15 protein-coding genes, 1 tRNA gene and 3 pseudogenes are annotated in these 18,998 nt (G+C 69.4%); 12 read left to right on the top strand and 7 right to left on the bottom strand.

The features are described from left to right. Positions 1-95: 95 nt before the first annotated feature. Both ACGFIZ_RS25090 and ACGFIZ_RS25095 read left to right on the top strand, forming a co-directional pair. Positions 96-998: pseudogene (locus tag ACGFIZ_RS25090) on the top strand (transcriptional regulator); the annotation flags it as partial. Positions 999-1,020: 22 nt separating this feature from the next. Beyond that, positions 1,021-1,395, top strand: coding sequence for a hypothetical protein (locus ACGFIZ_RS25095; RefSeq protein WP_393423055.1), 375 nt, complete (start codon positions 1,021-1,023; stop codon positions 1,393-1,395). A 201-nt stretch (positions 1,396-1,596) separates the two neighbouring features. Here ACGFIZ_RS25095 and ACGFIZ_RS25100 read toward each other — a convergent pair whose 3' ends face one another. After that, positions 1,597-1,806 (bottom strand): DUF397 domain-containing protein, encoded by a 210-nt coding sequence (locus ACGFIZ_RS25100; protein ID WP_393423057.1) that lies wholly within the window; start codon positions 1,804-1,806, stop codon positions 1,597-1,599. After that, positions 1,803-2,678: pseudogene (locus ACGFIZ_RS25105) on the bottom strand (helix-turn-helix domain-containing protein). The gene ACGFIZ_RS25100 and the pseudogene ACGFIZ_RS25105 overlap by 4 nt, the downstream one beginning before the upstream one ends. A 927-nt stretch (positions 2,679-3,605) precedes the next feature. Between ACGFIZ_RS25105 and ACGFIZ_RS25110 the strand changes: the two are divergent. The 9 genes and pseudogenes from ACGFIZ_RS25110 to ACGFIZ_RS25150 form a co-directional block, all read left to right on the top strand. Next, entirely contained in the window at positions 3,606-3,740 is a 135-nt protein-coding gene (locus tag ACGFIZ_RS25110; protein WP_016815038.1) for an FxLD family lanthipeptide, read from the top strand. Between the two features lie 115 nt (positions 3,741-3,855). Then, positions 3,856-6,882 carry a lantibiotic dehydratase gene (locus ACGFIZ_RS25115; RefSeq protein ID WP_393423059.1) on the top strand — a complete coding sequence of 1,009 codons (3,027 nt, stop codon included), beginning with the start codon at positions 3,856-3,858 and terminating at the stop codon, positions 6,880-6,882. After that, positions 6,882-8,144 carry a lanthionine synthetase C family protein gene (locus tag ACGFIZ_RS25120; RefSeq protein ID WP_393423061.1) on the top strand — a complete coding sequence of 421 codons (1,263 nt, stop codon included), beginning with the start codon at positions 6,882-6,884 and terminating at the stop codon, positions 8,142-8,144. Before ACGFIZ_RS25115 ends, ACGFIZ_RS25120 begins: the two co-directional genes overlap by 1 nt. Positions 8,145-8,159: 15 nt before the next feature. Next, positions 8,160-10,244, top strand: coding sequence for a methyltransferase, FxLD system (gene fxlM, locus ACGFIZ_RS25125; RefSeq protein ID WP_393423063.1), 2,085 nt, complete (start codon positions 8,160-8,162; stop codon positions 10,242-10,244). A 135-nt stretch (positions 10,245-10,379) separates the two neighbouring features. After that, positions 10,380-11,474 (top strand): hypothetical protein, encoded by a 1,095-nt coding sequence (locus tag ACGFIZ_RS25130; protein ID WP_393423065.1) that lies wholly within the window; start codon positions 10,380-10,382, stop codon positions 11,472-11,474. Between the two features lie 460 nt (positions 11,475-11,934). Then, entirely contained in the window at positions 11,935-12,270 is a 336-nt protein-coding gene (locus ACGFIZ_RS25135) for a hypothetical protein (RefSeq protein WP_393423066.1), read from the top strand. Beyond that, positions 12,270-12,689, top strand: coding sequence for a multiprotein-bridging factor 1 family protein (locus tag ACGFIZ_RS25140; RefSeq protein ID WP_393423176.1), 420 nt, complete (start codon positions 12,270-12,272; stop codon positions 12,687-12,689). Before ACGFIZ_RS25135 ends, ACGFIZ_RS25140 begins: the two co-directional genes overlap by 1 nt. A gap of 5 nt (positions 12,690-12,694) precedes the next feature. Beyond that, entirely contained in the window at positions 12,695-13,414 is a 720-nt protein-coding gene (locus ACGFIZ_RS25145) for a helix-turn-helix domain-containing protein (protein ID WP_393423178.1), read from the top strand. 427 nt (positions 13,415-13,841) lie between these two features. Further along, positions 13,842-14,236, top strand: a pseudogene (locus tag ACGFIZ_RS25150) (tyrosine-type recombinase/integrase); the annotation flags it as partial. Between the two features lie 138 nt (positions 14,237-14,374). On the opposite strand, the gene ACGFIZ_RS25155 reads toward ACGFIZ_RS25150, so the two are convergent. Next, a tRNA-Thr gene (locus tag ACGFIZ_RS25155) sits at positions 14,375-14,447 on the bottom strand. Between the two features lie 138 nt (positions 14,448-14,585). Here ACGFIZ_RS25155 and ACGFIZ_RS25160 point away from each other — a divergent pair. Continuing rightward, positions 14,586-16,325, top strand: coding sequence for a metallophosphoesterase family protein (locus ACGFIZ_RS25160; RefSeq protein ID WP_393423068.1), 1,740 nt, complete (start codon positions 14,586-14,588; stop codon positions 16,323-16,325). Between the two features lie 138 nt (positions 16,326-16,463). On the opposite strand, the gene ACGFIZ_RS25165 is transcribed toward ACGFIZ_RS25160, so the two are convergent. The 4 genes from ACGFIZ_RS25165 to ACGFIZ_RS25180 all read right to left on the bottom strand — a co-directional run bounded on the left by ACGFIZ_RS25165 (position 16,464) and on the right by ACGFIZ_RS25180 (position 18,965). After that, positions 16,464-17,303, bottom strand: coding sequence for a stage 0 sporulation family protein (locus ACGFIZ_RS25165; protein ID WP_393423070.1), 840 nt, complete (start codon positions 17,301-17,303; stop codon positions 16,464-16,466). Between the two features lie 324 nt (positions 17,304-17,627). Further along, the gene (locus ACGFIZ_RS25170; protein WP_393423072.1) at positions 17,628-18,296 is read right to left on the bottom strand and encodes a hypothetical protein; all 669 of its coding nucleotides are present in this window, start codon (positions 18,294-18,296) and stop codon (positions 17,628-17,630) included. Further along, the gene (locus ACGFIZ_RS25175) at positions 18,296-18,637 is read right to left on the bottom strand and encodes a hypothetical protein (protein WP_393423074.1); all 342 of its coding nucleotides are present in this window, start codon (positions 18,635-18,637) and stop codon (positions 18,296-18,298) included. Before ACGFIZ_RS25175 ends, ACGFIZ_RS25170 begins: the two co-directional genes overlap by 1 nt. A 1-nt stretch (position 18,638) precedes the next feature. After that, a complete protein-coding gene (locus ACGFIZ_RS25180; RefSeq protein WP_347666714.1) occupies positions 18,639-18,965 on the bottom strand; it encodes a YbaB/EbfC family nucleoid-associated protein in 327 nt (108 codons plus the stop codon). Positions 18,966-18,998: the final 33 nt, after the last annotated feature.

Raw genomic sequence — 18,998 nt, forward strand, 5'->3', positions numbered from 1 at the left:
CAACGTAGACCGGCATAGCTACAAAGCCACCATCGCGATCGACATCATCACAAACCATTGCGAAACACCCGCCGGACCTTAACCGAGCGGCGTTGCGACTAGACCCAGCGACCCTCGACGAGTACGAGGGGCTGAACGCCCAGCTGTGGGCGGCGTTCGGCGCGGCCGAGTCCAAGGCAGCAGTATCACCGCTGGTCAACCGTCAGCTGACGACGCTCACGGCGAACCTACGTCGCTCCCACACGACACTCGTGCACCGTCGGCTCTGCGGGGTCACCGCCGACCTGCTCCAGCTCGCCGGCGAGGTCGCGTTCGACGCGAACGCGTACAGCGAGGCCGCACACTGCTACACCCTGGCAGCGACCGCCGCCCGAGAAGCCGCTGCCTACGACCTCTGGGCGTGCGCGATGATCCGCCACGCCTTCATCAGCGTCTACGAGCGCGACTTCCGGCACGCGGCACCGATGCTGGACGTTGCCACCGGCCTGGCTCAGAACGGGGACAGCGCGCTGTCGACCCGGCACTGGGCGCACACTGTGCGGGCACAGGCTCTCGCGGGCCTCGGCGACCTCAGCGGATGCCGGCGGGCGCTCGACCAAGCCGAAGAGGTCAACCACCTGCCCGGCCAGGTGCACAACGGCGGATGGTTGCGCTTCGACGGCTCCCGGCTCGCCGAGGAACGCGGAGCCTGCTACGTCGAGTTGAGGCGCCCAGACCTGGCCGAGCCGGTGCTGTCCGGTGCTCTGTCGCAAAGCCTCTCCACGCGACGACGCGGAACCGTTCTGACGGACCTCGCCTTGGTCGGAGTTCACCGTAGCGACGTTCACCAGATCGTGCTCTACGGCAGCGCCGCCCTCGATACTGCCCGCCAAAGCGGCTCGGGCGTGGTCGGTTCCAAACTTAACCAACTACACCACCACTTGCAGCCGTTCCTTGCCGACACTCACGTGCGGCATCTCAACAGCCAGATCAATGCCCTGATAAGGGCACGGAACTGACACGACCAGAGGGAGGACCAGCGTGCAGGTCGAAGAACCGGGGCGCGTGTTCCGCGAGGCATGGATCGCGGGAGTCCGTAAGCACTACCCGGGCGAACCGAAACCGGGCTACGTCACGCCCTGGGAGGATACGCCCGACTGGGAACGGGAGAGTGCCGTCGCAGTGTATGAGCAGGTCCGCCAGTTCATCGAGGCAGCCGACGGCGCAACCGCGAAGCTGACCCGTGAACAGAAAGGACGCTTCGTCGCCCTGTGCTGGATTGCGCAGATCTTCAAACACTTTCCCAGCCCGAAGGCTTCCTACGTGGCCGACTGGTCAGACATGCCGGAGTGGCAGCGGGAGACGGACTCGGACATCTTCGAACACATCGAGCAGACGTTAGTCTCGATGCGCTGAGCTGAGAACAAGTCGACAGGAGCACGCAACCTTCACCTTCATGCTCGCACCAGGGTCCGGCTTCTTCCGAGCCGGCGCGAGATTGGCGTGCAGGGCACTACGCCGGCCAGCATGAACTGCGCCTGCCAAGCGGTGACACTCAGGTCGGCCGAGGTCAGCGCGGCGCGCCCGGCTTCCCGGGCGCGCCGACGACACAGCAGCTCAGTGTGCGTCAAACTCACCGTCGCGGATGCCGTCAGTGAACGCCGTCCACTCACCCCGGGTGAACCCCAGCACTGGTCCCGTCCGGTCCTTCGAATCCCGCATCCCCACGGTGCCGTCGAACGCGAAGGCGACCTCGATGCAGTTGTCGCCACCGCCGGAGCGGCTGGACTTCCGCCAGTTGGTGAACTTCTCGGGGTGCATGGTCATCTCCTGGTGTAGTCGGGCAGTTCCTCCGCCACGCTGGCGAGGAAGTCGAGGCTGTCGGCGGGGCTGAGGGCCGCGGAACGCAGGCGCTCGTACAGGGAGGCGTAGTTGGCAACCTCGTCCGGGTCGGTGAGGACGAGGTCGCTGGTGATGGTGTCGACCGCGACGACCACCGGATCGCTCGGGTCGGGGTATCGGTAGCTGAAGTACGACGACCGGGGTACCACGTTGCCAGCGATTCGCGCGGTCAGCCGCAGTACCCGGATCGTTATCTTCTGCTTCTCGTGACCGACGTTGATCAGGTGGTCAAGCTGCGCGCGGACGACCTCCGGCGGTGCGGCGTGCCGCCGGATTGCGAGCTCATCGATGATCACCTCGTAGGCGGGTCCGCCGGGTCTGTCAAGGACCCGTTGTCGGGCAGCTCGAGCTTCTAGCGCTCGCGCAACGGTGAACCTGCGTGGGTAGGCAGCGCGATCTGCCACCGCGCGAACCTCGGTGTACGCCGGGATTTGCAACAGGCCCGGCAGCAGGGTGATGTGGTACTCGGCGATGTGCTCTGCACCGGCTTCCAGGTCCGCGTAGAGGGCCTGGCGTGGTCCCATCTCGACGCGGAACTTCTCCCACCAGCCGTTCTCCTGGGACTCGCGAGCGATGGCCATGATCTCTTCCCACCGCTGCTCGTCAACCCGAAAGTGGTCGAGGATTCGCATGATCTCGTCTTGATCTGGTCAGACTCTCGCGTTTTCCAAACGGCTCAGCTTCTGCTTGGCGATCTTTGTCTCTTTGCAAAGCCGCTCAGCGGAGTAGCCGTGTTCCTCCCGTAGCCGCACGAGTTCGGTAGCGAGCCGGCGACGACGCACATATGGACTGATCAACGACACTCCCGGCGAGAGACGCGAATAGCCCCGGCGATCCATCCCGCCTGGACCCCGGCGACGAGAGCGTAACGCCTGTTTTGCCGATCACCGCCAGCGCCGATCATGCTTTCCGCAAGGAAACCCCTGGTCAATCGCGCGGCGACCGGTAAGTCTCCCCCAAACTTTCCCCATTGATCGGTGTTCCCGGGGCTACGCAAGAACCGCGATCGTGGAAGCACCACAAGCGATGTGTCTACGGCTTCGAGTGGGGTCATGCGGCGCCAGGTTCGCGACGGACTCCCCACGTCTGAGGGTGCGGGAGGAGCGGCATGGACGCCACAAGCGCAACGCTGATCGCCATCAACGCTACCGGGGCTTGCGGCGGTAGCGGAGGGGTGCGGCCGGCTCCAGGCGATGGTCAAAGCGCAGGTGCCACGGCGGGCGTGCTCGTGTCGAGTCTGAATAGCTCGCGCATGGTCAACCTTGCTATCGACGTTTACCGGACGCATCCGGCGGTGCCGCAAGGGTGCGGGTGCGGCCGACCGGAATGTCGATCCCGGCTACACGCCATGAAGATCTTCGCCGCGATGGTGGGGGGCACGAGTCTGCCCGACCATCTCTACCCATTGTGGGGATTGCTGGTCTGTAAGGGGTGCGGCCTGCCACTTTGTCCGCTGGAATCCGCAGATGGACGGCGGGTGCACTCTTCGCCCGAGTGTTGGCCTACGTCCGTGTCGGCGCTGCACCGGAAGATCTGGTGCTCGTCCGGCGTACCTGAGGCTCCTGCCCGCTGTCACTGCCGGGGAGGGCGTGGCGGCGGGCAGGCCGAACGTCGCGAGTTCTCCTTGGACGCCGTTCCAGAAAAGGCGAATCGATCCGCCAGCAACGTGCCGGTAGCTGCGGGGGCTACCTGCCCACATCATCCCAGCCCCATTGGAGGTTGCCATGAACAGCCTGCTCGCCGTCAGCAACGACCCGTTCGAGCTCGACGTGCAGATCGTCACGGAGGGTCCGGTCGCCGCCGCCCTGCTGGCCGACACGGACGACGGCTGCGACACCGTGAAGGGCAGCGACTGCTGATCGAACACCCCCCGCTGGTTCCGGCAGGCGATCCCCCCGATGCCTGCCGGAACCAGCACACCCACATCCAGCTACGTCCCCGGAGGAGCACCTCGTGACGAAAGGAGGAGGATTCATGTTTCGGTCGGTCGATGCCGCGACGATCCGCATTGCCGCTCACTCATGGCCCGACGGCCCGGCGCCTTGGCCGGACCGGAGCGACGCCTCCGGTATCGCGGACTGGTTGCAAGCGACGTGGCGGAAGGTCGGCCTGGCCGAATCTGTCTGGGCCGCCAGCCCTGAGTTCGCTGCTCGCGTAGAAGCGGTGCTCGCCACAGGGGGCGCTACTCCGGACCGAGGGTGGCGGATGGCGTTGGCGCTGGCGCGGTATCTGGTCCGTGCGCAGCGGCGTGCGACGCCCTTCGGGTTGTTCTCGGGGGTGGCGACCCTGCGGGTCGACACGGTGGCTGCGGTGGTGCCGGCAGTGCGGCCCGCGATCCGGGTACGGCCGGACGCGAGTTGGCTCGCATCCCTGATTGCGCGCCTTGAAGCTGAGCCCGACATGCGCCGCCGTCTGCCCTTGCAGGCGAACAACCTGGCGCTGGTGAACGGGCCTCGGATCGTCGTGGCGCGCCGGCCGCACGCCTCTGCAAGTGCGGAGTCGACCTCGGTGAGGAACACCGCAGCGGTACGGCTGGCGGTGTCGCTCGCCTCTGCCCCCTTGCCGTGGGCTGAGCTGGTCGACAGGGTCGCTGCTGCGTTTCCAGGTTTCCCGCGCGCGTCCGCTGATGCGATGGTTGCCGGTCTGGTGGATCACGGCGTGTTGATCTCCGCTCTCCGACCCCCATCGACTTGCACGGACCCGATCAGGCATGTCCTGGACACACTCGATGCGGCGTTCGACGGTGATCCTGAGGGACAGCGAGCCCTTCGGGCCGAACTGCGCTCGCTGCATCGTCGTCTCGGAGGTACCAGCGCGGGGAACGCGACGTACCTTCGTGGCCTCGCCGACCACATGCGCAGCGTGGCACCGGCCACCCAGCCGCTCGCGGTGGATCTTCAGCTCGCGGATCAGGTCGCCCTGCCGAAGCAGGTCGCCGCCGAGATCGCCGCATCGGTGGAGGTGCTACGACGGCTGACGCCAGATCCGGCGGGGCGGCCAGAGTGGCGTGCGTACCGTGCCCGGTTCGTCGACCGCTACGGGATGACGGCAGTGGTGCCGCTCGCTCAGCTGGTAGATCCGCTCGTCGGGATGGGCTACCCAGAACACTTCGGCACCGTGGCCGACGCGCCTGCGGCTCTGCTGTCCGGCCGTGACGAGCGCCTGCTCGCGATGGCTCAGGAGGCGTTGGTCGACGGTGCTCGTGAGGTGGTTCTCGATGACACGGCCGTCGAATGGCTCGCCGGCACTGGCAGAGCCACCGGACCTGCCAGCCCTCACGTCGACATCTCGGCAGAGGTCCGCGCGGTCTCGCTGGAGGCACTGGCACAAGGACGGTTCACTGTCGCGCTGACCGGCATGGGCCGCTCGGCGATGGCGACGAGCGGGCGCTTCCTCGACGGGCTGCCCTACGCCGACCGGGAGTTGATGTGCCGGGAGTTCGCACGCCTTCCTGTCGCGGTGGCCGGGGCCATGCGGGCGCAGCTGAGCTTCCCGCCGCGCAAGCTACACACCCAGAACGTGCTCAACTCCCGGCAGGTACTTCCGTGGCTGGTCAGCCTGGCCGAGCACCGGCCCGTGGCCGAGAATGTGATTGGCCTCGACGACCTCGGTGTGACCGCCGGCCGTGATCGGCTGGTGCTGGTGTCGATGTCGCGGCGGCGGGTGGTGGAGCCGACAGTGGCGCACGCCGCCGCCGTACACACGATGCCGCTGCTCGGCCGGTTTCTCCTGGAGCTGCCGCGAGCCACGGATGCCCGGCTGAAACCGTTCGACTGGGGTGCGGCTTCCTGCTTGCCGTTCCGACCCGCGCTGAAGTATGGCCGCGCCCTCCTGGCGGCGGCCCGGTGGCGCGTCAATCCGACTGCCCTGCCTGGTGCGGACGCAAGCGATGAAGAATGGTTGACCGCCTGGGAGGCGCTGCGGACCAGGCTGCGGCTACCGGCATGGGTGCAGATCGGCAACGGCGACCAGAGGCTTCGACTCAACCTCGATCAGTCCATGGATCGTGCCCTGTTACGTGCCCACCTGGACGCCAACACCGGCCCGATAACCGTGGTGGACGCAGCGAGCCCGGAGGACTTCGGTTGGCTCTCCGGCCGCGCCCACGAGATCGTCGTGCCAGTCGCCTCGACGGCTACGCCCGCTGCCGCTCCGGCTGCGGTTACCGCGCGGGACGCGTGGCCCCCACCCGCTCCCCCCGAGCCGCTCATACCGGGTGCCAGTCGCCTGCTGTCCGCTTCGGTGGCCGTCGAGCCTTCGACGATGGAGCTGGTTTTGATGCGAGGGCTGCCAGCACTGTTCGCCGACTGGCCCGAGCCGCCGCTGTGGTGGTTCGTGCGCATGCAACGCCCCACCCCGCATCTTCGACTACGACTGCACACCGATGACTACGGCGACGCGGCGGTACGGGTCGGGCGGTGGGTCGCCGGGCTCCGACAGCAGCGCCTTACCGGCGATTGGAGCCTGGACAGCTACCGTCCCGAGTCCGGTCGGTACGGCTGCGGCACCGCGCTGGCAGCAGCCGAGAGGTTATTCGCCGCTGACTCCACCGCAGCCCTGGCGCAGCTGGTAGCGCAGCCCTCGTCTGGGATCGATCGGCAGGCACTGACCGCCCTGAGCATGGTCGACCTGGCCGCCTCGATGCTCGGCAGCCGCACCGACGGATGCGAGTGGCTGGTGGCGCGCCCCGAGCAGACCGGGCAGGCACCGGTCCAGCGGGACGTGCTGCGTCAAGCGGTCACCCTCGACCCGAGCGAACTTCCCGAGCCCATCCAGCATGCATGGCAGGAACGCTCCAGGGCCGCAACCCGGTACGCAGCCGAACTGTCCGCCGTCGCCGGCCCGCTCACCCCCGCCTCGGTGCTCGCGTCGCTGATGCACCTGCACGTCGTTCGCGCTCTCGGTCCCGACGAAGACGCCGAGCAGCTCACGTATCGGTTGGCTCGCCATGTCGCGCTGGCAGCGGTGCGTCGCCGGGTTCGTGCCGTAGGAGCGTCCTGATGACCGGAGCACCGCTGAGGACACCGTTGCTACGGGCGGCCGAGGCGATGGCCGCGTGCATCACCACCACCCTGACCGAGCCGCCGCCCCCGGATTTCGCAGCGGACGACTACGGGCCACGCAGTACCCGCTGGTACGCCCAGTCGCTGTCCCGGGGTGCCGCCGGGGTGGCACTCCTGCACGGGGTGCGAGCGCAGACAGGACACGGTGGGTGGGAACCGGTCCATGCCTGGCTGCGACGCGCGACCGCTGACGCGCTGAACAGCGGCAGCGGAGCCGGGCTCTGGTTCGGCGCACCCGCTGTCACCCACGCGCTGACCATGGCCATGCCGCACTCCCGCCCGGCAGCCCTGGACGCGCTTGATCATGCTCTCGATGACCTGGTGGAACGCCGCCTGGCCGTTGCCACTGCACGCCTCGCGGCGGGTGCCCGGCCCTCGCTGTCGGAGTTTGACCTCGTACGCGGGCTGACGGGCCTGGGAGCCCACCTGCTGCGCCGCGCCCCGCACGGACATCTGCTCCGGCGGGTGCTGGCGTACCTGGTCCAACTCACCGAGCCGGTGCACACCGACGATGAGGCGGGCCGACTCGCGCCGGGTTGGTGGAGCACAGACCCCGCCGACCGCGAAGGTCCGGAGCAGGGCGGACATGCCAACTTCGGCATGGCGCACGGCATCGCCGGCCCTTTGGCTCTCCTGGCCCTGGCCATGCGGCAGAACATCCGGGTGCCGGGGCACGCGGAGGCGATCCGCCGGATCTGCACGTGGCTCGACCGCTGGCAGCAGACAAGCCCTGCGGGACCGTGGTGGCCAGAGAAGATCACCGTCGCGGAGTTGCACGCCGGGAAACCCTCCATGAGCGGACCGGCGCGGCCGTCCTGGTGCTACGGCACCCCCGGAGTCGCCCGCGCCCAGCAGCTAGCCGGGATCGCTCTCGACGACGACGCCCGGCAAGAGGCGGCAGAAGAGGCCCTGATCCGCTGCCTGGCCGACCACCTCCAACTCAGCCGGATCGTCGATCCGTCGCTGTGCCACGGCTGGGCAGGGCTTGCCGCTACAGCCTGGTACGCCGCCGACGACGCCCGCACCACCAGCCTCCAGAAACAGCTGCCCCAGATCGTGTGCCTGCTGATCCAGCACGCCACGGACACCACCCCGGCACGATCCGGCTTGATCACAGGACCCGCCGGAATCGCCCTCACCCTGCACACCATCGCGACCGGCACCGACGTCCGCTGGGCCACCAGCCTGCTGATCAACTAGACGAGGAGAACGTTCGTGGATCTCGATTCCGAACCCGACACCGAGCCACCAGGCGTGGCGCCGGCGAGCCGATGGCGCCAGATCAACCTGACCCTCTCGGACTGGCAGACCGCTGAGGATTTCGCCGCAACGCGGCTCGCCCCTGAGCTCACCACTGCGGAAGACCACCGGGCGATCACCGCCTTCTGGTTCATCCGTAAGAGCGAGACGTGGCGGCTGCGGCTACTGCCCGGCGACCGGCTCGCCCAGGTCTACGCCCTCTTCGCCTCCATCACCGACGACGACCGCATCCGCGGTGTCACCGAGCCCGTCTACCGGCCCGAGGCGTACGCCTTCGGCGGGGACCAGGCAATGACGATCGCCCACACCCTCTTCCACGCGGACAGCCGCCACATCCTCGGCCATCTCGCCACCGCTGGCGGCACCCATCGGCGTGAACTCGGCGTCCTGCTCGCCACTCGCCTCATGCGCGCCGCCGGACTGGAGTTCTCCGAGCAGGGCGACGTCTGGCGGCTTCTCGCCTCGCGCCGGCACCAGCCGAACGCCCCCGCGCCGAGCCCCAGGCTCATCGCGGCCGTGCAGCGCCTGATCACCGCAGCCGACGACACGGCCGAAAGCCCTCTGGTCGCCACCCCGCGATGGCCACAAGCCCACGAGCAGGCGGGCGCGGACCTCGGCTTCCTCGACCGGCACGGCGCGCTGACCCGCGACCTACGCGAGGTGCTGACCCACCACCTTCTGTTCCTGTTCAACCGGCTCGGCATCTCCGCCGCTGACACCTGGCTGCTCGCGACGGCGGCCGTGAACGTCACCTTCCACCACCCGTTCGACACCCCATCCGGCTATCAACCCGCCACCAAGATCGACAGTAGGGTCAACGCAGTGAACACTTCCCCCACCGCACCGGGAACGTCGAGTGCCGCGACGCTCCGCGAACAACTCGTCAGCACACTCGAACAGCGCGACCACATCCGCTCCGCCCCCGTCGCGCACGCGTTCCGTACGGTCCCCCGCGAGCAGTTCCTTCCCGGTGTCGACTTGGAAACCGTCTACACCCGCCGCCAGATCGTCACCAAACGGGACCCCAGCGGTGCAGCGTTGTCATCAGCGTCGAGCCCCAGCCTCGTCGCGGACATGCTCGAACAACTCGCCCCCCAACCCGGCCACCGTGTCCTGGAGATCGGCGCGGCCACCGGCATCAACGCCGCCCTGCTCGCCGAGCTGACCAGCCCCGGCGGCAAGGTCGTCACCATCGAACTCGACCAGGACCTCGCCGACGGCGCCCGCGCCGGCCTCGACCGCGCCGGCTACGACACCGTCGCAGTGGTCTGCGGCGACGGAGCCCTCGGCGACCCCGATCACGCGCCCTACGACCGGATCATCGTCACCGCCGGAGCCTGGGACATCTCCGCCGCCTGGTGGGAACAACTCGCCGACCACGGCCGCATCGTCGTGCCCCTGCGCGTGCACGAGAGCGGCCTGACCCGGTGCTTCACCTTCGACCGCACCGGCCCCCACCAGTTGGTGAGCACCACGACGCCGCTGGTCTGCGGATTCGTCCCCATGCGCGGCAGCGCCGAACACACCGACCACCACGTACGCCTCGACGCCGACGTGGTCCTCAAACTCGACGCCACCGATCAGCCCGACCGCGCCGCCCTCGCCAGCGCCTTAAGCCACCCTCGGCTCGAACGCTGGACCGGCATCCAGGTCAGCGACGCCGATCCCATCGGCCACCTCGACCTGTGGCTCCTCGTCCACGCCAACACGCCGTTCGGCCGCCTCGGCGTCGGCGACACCGCCCGCACCAGCGGACTGGTCACCCCCGCCTACCGATGGGCCGGTGCCGCCATCTACCACGGCGGCACCATCGCCTACCTCGCCTTCCAGGAGACCGGCGACGGCCACCACGAACTCGGTGCGATCGCCCACGGACCGGACGCCAACGCGCTCGTCACCGACCTGACCAACCTGCTCGACCAATGGGACGAGGCAGGCCGCCCCAACCAGCCCACCGTCACCGCCCACCGCGCAGGAACCCGGCCCGCCGGACGCGACGACATCAGCCGATCCGACACCATCCTCACGATCTCCTTCTGACCGAATCCACGCCGGGGCGGTGCCCTGTCCTGTCCCGCCCCGGCGCCCCAGGGACGAGCGCAGCTGAGACGTCACGCACGACCGGGACGCACCTCGTTGCCACCATGCGGCCCTTCCGCAGCAGATGAGGACACCATGACTCCGTCTCTTGCCGCCACCATCGCCGCCCGCTTCCCTCTCGTCGCCCGCAAACGACCGCCCGCCAAACCACTGGATGCTCGAATAGACCGGCTCGTCAGGCTCGCCGAAACCGCACACCGCGAATGCGACCCGGACAAGGCGTCCATGGTGTTCAACGGGGCCGCCCTCATCGCCTCCGACTGCGGAGACCCCAACCTTGCCCGCGCCTGGTGCCGCCGCCACGCAAGCCTCTACCTCAACCAAGCCCCGCTGAACGGCTACACGGCCCGCTTCGCTCTCGAACCAGTCGTCAACCTCGCTCGCCTGCGCATTCGTGAAGGCGACGGCGACGGCGCGTACCGCCTACTCACCCACCTGTACACGGCAATCGTCGGCGGCAGTCCCGCTCTTCTGGAGGACCTGGAGATACACCCTCGACAACTTCCCGCCGATCCCGAAGAACTCCACCAGATCATCAGTTGGCTGCACGGCACCCTGCTCTCGGACGGAATCCGCGCCCTCACCCTTGCCGGGCGGTGGGACGACGTTGTGACCCATGTGCGCCGATACGACGGGATCGGACCTACCCTCCTTGATGGACGACAGGTCGCGGTCGTTACCCATCTCCTGCAGGATGAAGGGCCGTCAGCAGCGGTTCTCCTCACGGCCACCAAGATCGAGACGCCGTGGGAGCAAGCGGTGCATGGACTCCTCATGACCTGGCTGGAACTGGCTGCGGGTCGCATCCCCGTCGACCACGCTGACCTCATCGATCGAGTGTCAGCAATACCACGAAACACCGGTCTCACCGTATTCCGCGTTCGCATCGGACTGACGGCCCTGGACCTCGCGGTGAGCTTGCCAACCGATGTCGTAGACAGCCTGACCAAACAGTTGGTTGCGGATGCTATCCACGACGAGGACGCCAACGCGGCGCGCGACCTCATCAATCATCCGGCCGTCACCTCCGAACGCCAAGGGACGCTGCGGGCTTTGATCAAGGCAAGCGGTTTAGGCCAGGGCCACCTGCCAGCAGCAACGATTGATCAGCTTACCTCAGCGCTTGATATGGCTGGAATCGCCATAGATCACGGCATCCGCCCCTGCTAGCGGCACCGATCCAGGGCACGACACGACAACCCCGGTCAATGCTGCGACAAAACGAGCCGACCTATTCGTCGGAAAGTGTAGCTAGCACAGAAGTCGTCGTGGAGGCAGGGGTGACGGAGCTCCGCGACTACGGAAGCTGAAGTCCGCCAGCAGACCTTTATCCTTCGCGGTGGCCTAATTTGAGAGGGCATTGATAGTGAACGGCGTACCGGGCGCTCGAACGAGGGCTCCACGCAGTCCTAACGACTTGCTGCGGCGCGCACGACTGGCGAGGCGGTCGCCGACGGGGTCAGGTCGAGTGATGTCGCGGCAGGAGGTTGCCGAGGCGGTCAACGCGTGGATCTGGGAGCACCAGAGACGACGTACATGCCTTGACAGCAGGTACGTCGGCCGGCTGGAGCGCGGTGAGTCCCGCTGGCCGGGATCGCACATCCGGGCGGGGCTACGCGGGGTCTTCGGCGTGGACAACGATGCCTCAATCGGGCTGCACGTCATCTACGGCTCCGGACGACCGGCCGAGGCCGCGAAGACAGTGCCAGCTCCGGCATGGGAGAGGGAGCCGGAGCCCACACCGCTCACGTCGCGGAACGATCATGCGGATGTGACGCCCACTGTTCATCTCGGCGTCGCGGCGGGCACGGCGGTTGTGATCACGGTCGACAGTGGGCCTGACGGGCCGGTCCGCGTCGTACTGACCACGATGCCCGAGGACTGTTCCGAACTCTCGGCGCTACCGCTGGCTGCCAGTGGTGGGGCGCGGGTGTACTCACTCGCCGATCGGCGCAGGCGAGCGTGATGGGGCAGCAGCCGGCCGAGTTGAGGCCCCACGTGTCCGCCCGGCATTTCCTCGGCGCGGAGCTGCGCTGTTGGCGGCAGCAGCGCGGGCTGTCGCTGGCACGGCTCGCGGCGCTGGTGTACGTGAGCCCGGACCTGCTCGGTAAGATCGAAAAGGCCGAGCGTACGGCCAGCCTGGATGTCATGAGTCGCTGTGACGAGGCGTTGGCGACGGGCGGAGCGCTGGCCCGCTTGCGGCGCTTCGTGGACCACCAATCGGCAGCGCAGCCACGAACGGATGCGTCGGCGACGATGCCGACACGGTTCATGGTGGTCATGGAGATCCTGCCTGTCGGGCCAGTCGACCCGGACGCCGCTCCCCTCGTGAACAGTGGCGGCCGGTCGCGCTTGTACGCACTTCGCGGCGGACGGGGCGGATGATCGGAATGGATACCGTCCCGGGTCCCGTCACTCCTGAACAGATTCGCGACCTGCAGAGGGCGCTGGGGCGGCAGTTGGCCCACTGGCGCAGGGCAGCCGGCATGACCCAGACCGCCCTCGCCAAACGGACGGCCTACTCCCGCAGTTCGGTCGCAAACGTGGAGATCGGGCGAAACACCATCACCCGTGGCTTCTGGGAGCGCGCCGACCGCGAACTCCGGGCGCAAGGAACGCTGGTGGACGCGTTCGACACGCTCCAGGAACTGATCACCATGCTGCGGACCCATAAAGCGTGGGTAGCCGAACACGAACGACTGCTACGCCATCAGGCAGCCGTACCGCCGAACCCACCATCCAGCCTGATGATCGCGGCTCCCGGCTGCGGATGCACGGTCGCGATCGCTCGTTGGAGGGAGCGGGAAGTCCTTGCGTTGCGGGAGGCACTGCGGCTCAGCCTTGGGGCGTTCGCCGAACGGCTTCGCGTGCCTCCCTCGATCGTCGTCGCGTGGGAGGACCGTAGACAGCCTGAACCGCCGAGTCTGGCGATGCAGGCAGCCCTCGACGACCTCCTCAAACTCACCGACCAGGACGCCCGGACCCGCTTCGCACAGATTCTCCAGATGCCGCCGATGAGGTCCACCGATTATGCCGGTGCGCCTCGAACCGGTCGTCCCGCGACGGTGACCCCGCTTCACCGGAGCGAGGGATCACAGGCCGCGCGGTGAAGGGACAACGATGGGCAGGCCGTTGACAGTCATCCCGGGACTGCGCCAGTCGGTCATGTTCGACGTGGCGGTGACCCTCAACCGACGGCATGTCGTCGAAGGCCAGCCCAGGGTCTGCAAGGCGTGTGGGCGGGGGGCATCGTGTCCGGTTCGGCTTCACGCCGAACTCGTCATAGCGACCGCAGGCGCTGAGCCGCAGCGATTCGAGGACGTTCCACCGCCGGGACACACCGGCTTCCGAGTCGGCGGACGCGGCCGTCCCATCGATGACGATGCCCTCATGTACGAGCGTGACGGCGACTGATCCCGTCGTCACGCGTCACGGCAGCATCCTGCGCCGCCCGCGCCAACTGATCGGTATCGCTATGCGGCAAGTACCACGGCCGGAACCCAACCAGCCGCGAGAGCTGGCCCCATAGGGATCGACGTGATGGGTCGCAAACTCAACGCCGCCGACAATCCCCACGACGCCGCTTCGACGGCCCCTGGGAGACGCCGCTCACCTTCTTCTCCCGGCGCGGCACCTGGTTGTCACCGCAGAACGTGCGCCGCCAGTGGCGTCAAGCCCGCGCCGACGCCGGCCTCGAATGGGTCACCCCGCACACCTTCCGCAAGACTGTCGCCACCCTGATCGACAAGGAGGCCGACGCCAGAAGCGCCGCAGCCCAGCTTGGGCACGCCACCGAGCAGGTCACCAACAAGCACTACATCGTCAAGCCCGCCCTCGCCCCGGACAGCTCCGACATTCTAGAACAGTTTGGTGCAGGTCAGGACATTACTGGACCCATACCTCAAGATCGCGGGAAGCGCCGGGCCAAGTAGACCCTGCATCCCGCTGGCAGGTGCGCTGAACCTGATCGCCGGTAGGCGTTTCTGGGGGGTTTTCGGGGGGCGATTCAAAACTACATCGATGAAAATGAGGCCCTGACCAGCGCTTATACTGGTCAGGGCCTCACTCGGAGCCGCCTGACGGAATCGAACCGTCGACCTACGCATTACGAGTGCGTCGCTCTGCCGACTGAGCTAAGGCGGCAACGATCGTCAAGTGTACGGCACGCCCCGCCCCTGGACCCAACCGGATCCCCCGTCGACCGCCGGGCCCCGACCATCCCGTGCTTCCGGCGCCCGTACCCGACAGCGCTGCGGACCGGTCGGGACTACGCTGCGGTGGGTGACCGACGACCGCACCCCCGTCGACGGCCCGCAGGGCGAAGTCCCGGAAGACGGCATCGGGCCGGCCCGCCGGCCGCGCAGCACCGATCCGCTGGAGCTGGGCTTCACCCCGCGCAAGCCGGTCCCGTGGCTCGCGCCCCTCCTGCTGATCAGCACCGGCCTGCGTACGCTGCTGGCGCTGCTGTTCGGGGCGTACCTGGACAAGCGGGAGCTGCAGAACTCGCTGGAGGCCCGCATCGAGCGCCAGGTCGGGCCGGACGGCGGGCTGTGGCTGGACTACGTCGCCGACCTGGGCGACGGCTTCAACGCCACGTACTCGGTCGCGTACCTGCTCGCGCAGCCGGAGCTGACGGTCGACGGGCACCGGCTGCCGCGGGCGCAGACCCTGGTGATGGGTGGGGACCAGGTGTACCCGACGGCGTCCTACGGGGCGTACGAGGACCGGTGCAAGGGGCCGTACCAGGCCGCGCTGCCGGCCACGCCGCCCGAGCGGCCCACCCTGTTCGCCGTCCCCGGCAACCACGACTGGTACGACGGCCTCACCGCGTTCCTGCGGCTGTTCGTGCGGTCCCGGGACCGGCACTTCGGCGGCTGGGGCACCGGCCAGTCCCGCTCGTACTTCGCCGTCGAGCTGCCCGCCGACTGGTGGCTGCTCGGCCTCGACGACCAGTCCGGCTCGTACCTGGACGACCCGCAGCTCACCTACTTCGACGCGGTGGCCCGCAGGCTGGGGCCGCAGAGCCGGGTGATCCTGGCCGTGCCGGCGCCGACCTGGGTCAAGGCCGTCGACGACCCCACGGCGTACGACTCGATCGACTACTTCATCCGTACGATCGTCGCGCCCACCGGGGCGCGGGTACGCCTGCTGATCTCCGGCGACCTGCACCACTACGCCCGGTACGCCGGCCCGGACCGGCAGCTCATCACCTGCGGCAGCGGCGGGGCGTACCTGTATCCCACCCACCACCTGCCCGAGCGGATCGAGGTGCCGCCGCGGGACACCCTGGCCCGGCGGGCCAGCCCCAGCCGCCCGTACGACCTGGCGGCCCGTTTTCCCGACAAGGCCCGCTCCCGGCGGTACGGCTGGGGCGTCTTCGCCCGGCTGCCGTGGCGCAACCCGGGCTTCGGCACCCTGCTGGGGATCGTGCACACCCTGTTCATGCTCGCGATGGCCGGGGTGGCGGCGAACCGGGCCGGCGGCACCGAGCAGCGGCTGTTCAGCGTGCCACTGGTGGCGATGCTGGCGGTGACGATGCTCGGGGCTGCCCTCTTCGCGAAGCCGCCCAGCGCGAGCGGGAAGCGACACGCCCGGCACTGGATCCTCGGCGTCGGGCACGGGCTGGCCCACGTCGGGCTGGCAGCCGCCGGCACCTGGGCCTGGCTGTCGCTGCCGTTCCACCACTGGTCCTGGCCGCTGCCGGCGGTCGCCGCCGTCGTGCTCTACGGGCCGGTGATCGGCTTCCTGGCCAGCGAGCTGGTGGCGGCGTACCTGCTGCTGGCGGGGGCGTTCGGGGTCAACCTCAACGAACTGTTCGCCGGGCAGGGCATCGAGGACGCCAAGGCGTTCCTGCGGATGCGCATCGACCCCGACGGCACCCTCACCGTCTACCCGGTCGCGGTCGACCGCGTGGCCCGCGACTGGAAGCTGAACCCGGACCGGTCGCCGGAGTCGTCCTGGCTGGTCCCCGGCACCCCGCTGACCCCCCGCCTGGCGGAACCCCCGATCACGATCCGCTGACGGCTGGGCCCCGATTCGCTGATCAAGAGATTTGCGTCGGAATCCATCCGGCGGATGACGCAAGCCTCTTGATCACCCGGCGGGGCCGGCATGCCGGGGCGCGTGCGCCGGCACGGGCCGGGGAGGAGGGCGGCGGCGTCAGGCGTTGTAGTGCTGGTCGTGGGCCTGGCGGGGGCCGCAGACCGAGGCGCGGGAGCAGGCGCAGCGGGAGCCGTCGGCGTCCAGCCGCACGGTCACCGAGTCCCGGGGGACGCTGTGGCCGATCACCCGGCCGGGGCCCTGATCCGTGGTGACCCGGCTCCCGACGGGCGGGGCGGACTCGTGGAACCTCTGGTAGAGCGGGTGCTCGTACTTGAGGCAGCACATCAGCCGGCCGCACGCGCCGGAGATGCGCAGCGGGTTCAGCGGCAGGTCCTGTTCCTTGGCCATCCGGATGGTCACCGGCTCGAAGTCGGTCAGGAACGTGGCGCAGCACAGGTCCCGGCCGCAGGAGCCGATGCCGCCCTGCACGCGGGCGGAGTCCCGGGCGGAGAGCTGGCGCAGCTCGACCCGGCAGTGCAGGGTCGCGCCGAGGTCCCGGACGAGGGAGCGGAAGTCGACCCGGTGCGGCGCGGTGAAGTAGACCGTGGTCCGGTCGCCGCCGCCCTCGGCGTTGCCGAGGACGTGGTCGACGGCGACCACCTTCATCGGCAGACCGTGCTCCCGGATCAGCCGCTTCGCGGCCACCTTCACCTCGGCCTTGCGCCGCCGCAGCAGCTCGTCACGGCGCAGATCCTCGTCACCGGCGAGGCCGGCCAGCTTGGGGAAGCCGTCGGTGTCCTCGCCGACCCACTGCGCGGCCCACACGCACTCCGCCACCTCGGGCCCCTCGTCGGTGGGCACCAGCACCCGGTCGCCCACCTGCGGGCGGAACTCCCCCGGGTCGAGGTAGTAGAGGCGCCCGTACCGGTTGAAGCTGACCGCGCAGAGCATGCCCATGCCTCTCACCCTACGACGCGGTGACCCCCGCCACCTACCCGGGAGTCGCCGCGCGGTCACCCCGCGCAGTGATTTACGAACATCATTTCATACGATCCCCGGCTGCCCCGGTCGTCTCGATGCTCCTCGCCCGGACGGCTGATTCCGAGGCGAGCCGGAGGACAAACCGGCGGCGAGGGCGTTGAGTGGAGGCAGACCTGCGGGGGGTGCAGGGGAAGGCCACGGCGTCGCCGCCGGAGCGCGCGTCCACGGACCGGCTCAGGCGCGCGGCGCCGTGGCCCTGCCGTCGGCCGGATCCCCCGGCGCGGGGAAAGGGCGGCCGGGTCAGCGGCCGATGCGGGTGGCGGTGTCGTAGTGGGCCGGACCGCCCACGGGAGCGCGCCACACGGACTCAGTCAGGCTCGGCGACCACTGGCGCAGCAGCGTCTCCGCCCCGTCGTACGCCACGCCGAGGACCGAGAGCACCCGGTACGCGACGTCGGCCGCCGCGACCAGGCCGGTGGCCCGCGGCTCGGCGCCCGGGGCGGTGGCGGCCCGCACCCGCACCGCCTCGGTGGAGCAGAGCACATGGGCCAGCGCCCGGGCCAACGCCAGGCGGCTGCCCTCCACCCAGTCGGCGAGCGCGTCCGCGTACCCGGCGGTGGACTCCAGCCGGCCGACCAGGCTGTCCGGGCCCTCGTCGAGGTGGCGCAGCAGCGCGGCGCGCGACCCGTCGTACGCGGAGGCGGCGGCCCCGGACCAGGCGACGGGGTCGGCGAGGGTGCGGCTCACCTCGTCGTACGCCCCGACGAGCGCGCGCACCGCGTGGCCGGCCTCGGCCAGCGGAGCCGGGTGCAGGTCGAGGAAGGCCCGCACGGCCTCGCCGGGGAGCGCCTGCATGCGGCGCAGCAGCGGCCAGAGCGGGTGCCCCTCCGGGGCCCCGGAGGCGAGCAGCGTGTCGACCCGGTCGAGCAGGTCCAGCCCCGGCTCGGCGAGGCGGTCGAGGGGGTCCATCACAGGTCCCGCGCCCCGAAGCCGCCGGACCGGAACCGCTCGGCCCGGCCCAGCCGCAGCCGGGCGGAGTCGTCGACGCCCGCGTACCGGTCGGCGGCGCTGCGGACGGCGGACGCGGCGGCGGTCAGCCGGGCCGCGGCGGCGCTCGCCTCCCGGGCCCGGTCGCCGGTGGCGGCCGTCCACCGGCGGTGCAGCGCCCGGCCGATCTCGCCGGGGCGGCCGGGGGCGTGGACGCCGAACGCCGGGTGCGGCGGGTCGGTGGCGGTCACGGCGCGGGCCAGGCCGTCGAGGGTCTCGCTCGCCTCGTCCAGCCGGGCGGCCAGGGCGCGCATCTCATCCATGTCAGGCCCCCGCCAGCGGTCGGTACGCCGCGAACGTCTCGTTGTGCAGCTTCTCCCGGGCCCACTCGGCCGCGTCGGCGGCGGCGGTCACCGCGGCCCGCACGGACCCGGCGACGTCCCGCGGGTGACGGGTGTGCAGGGGGCCGAGGAAGCGCACGTCGGTGATCCGCCCCTCGGCGGTGACCACGACCTCGACCAGCCCGTCCGGGGAGCGCACCGTGACCTCGACGGTCGCCACCGCCTGGTCGAACTCGGCCTGCAAGGACTCGATGTGGCGGTAGCGCCGCACCGCCTCCTCGATCCAGGCCTCGTCGATCTCCCGAGGCATCGTGGACTCCTCCCGGCAGTGCGCTCACCGTCC

This window comes from Micromonospora sp. NPDC048830 (assembly GCF_043198215.1).
Lineage (GTDB): Bacteria > Actinomycetota > Actinomycetes > Mycobacteriales > Micromonosporaceae > Micromonospora.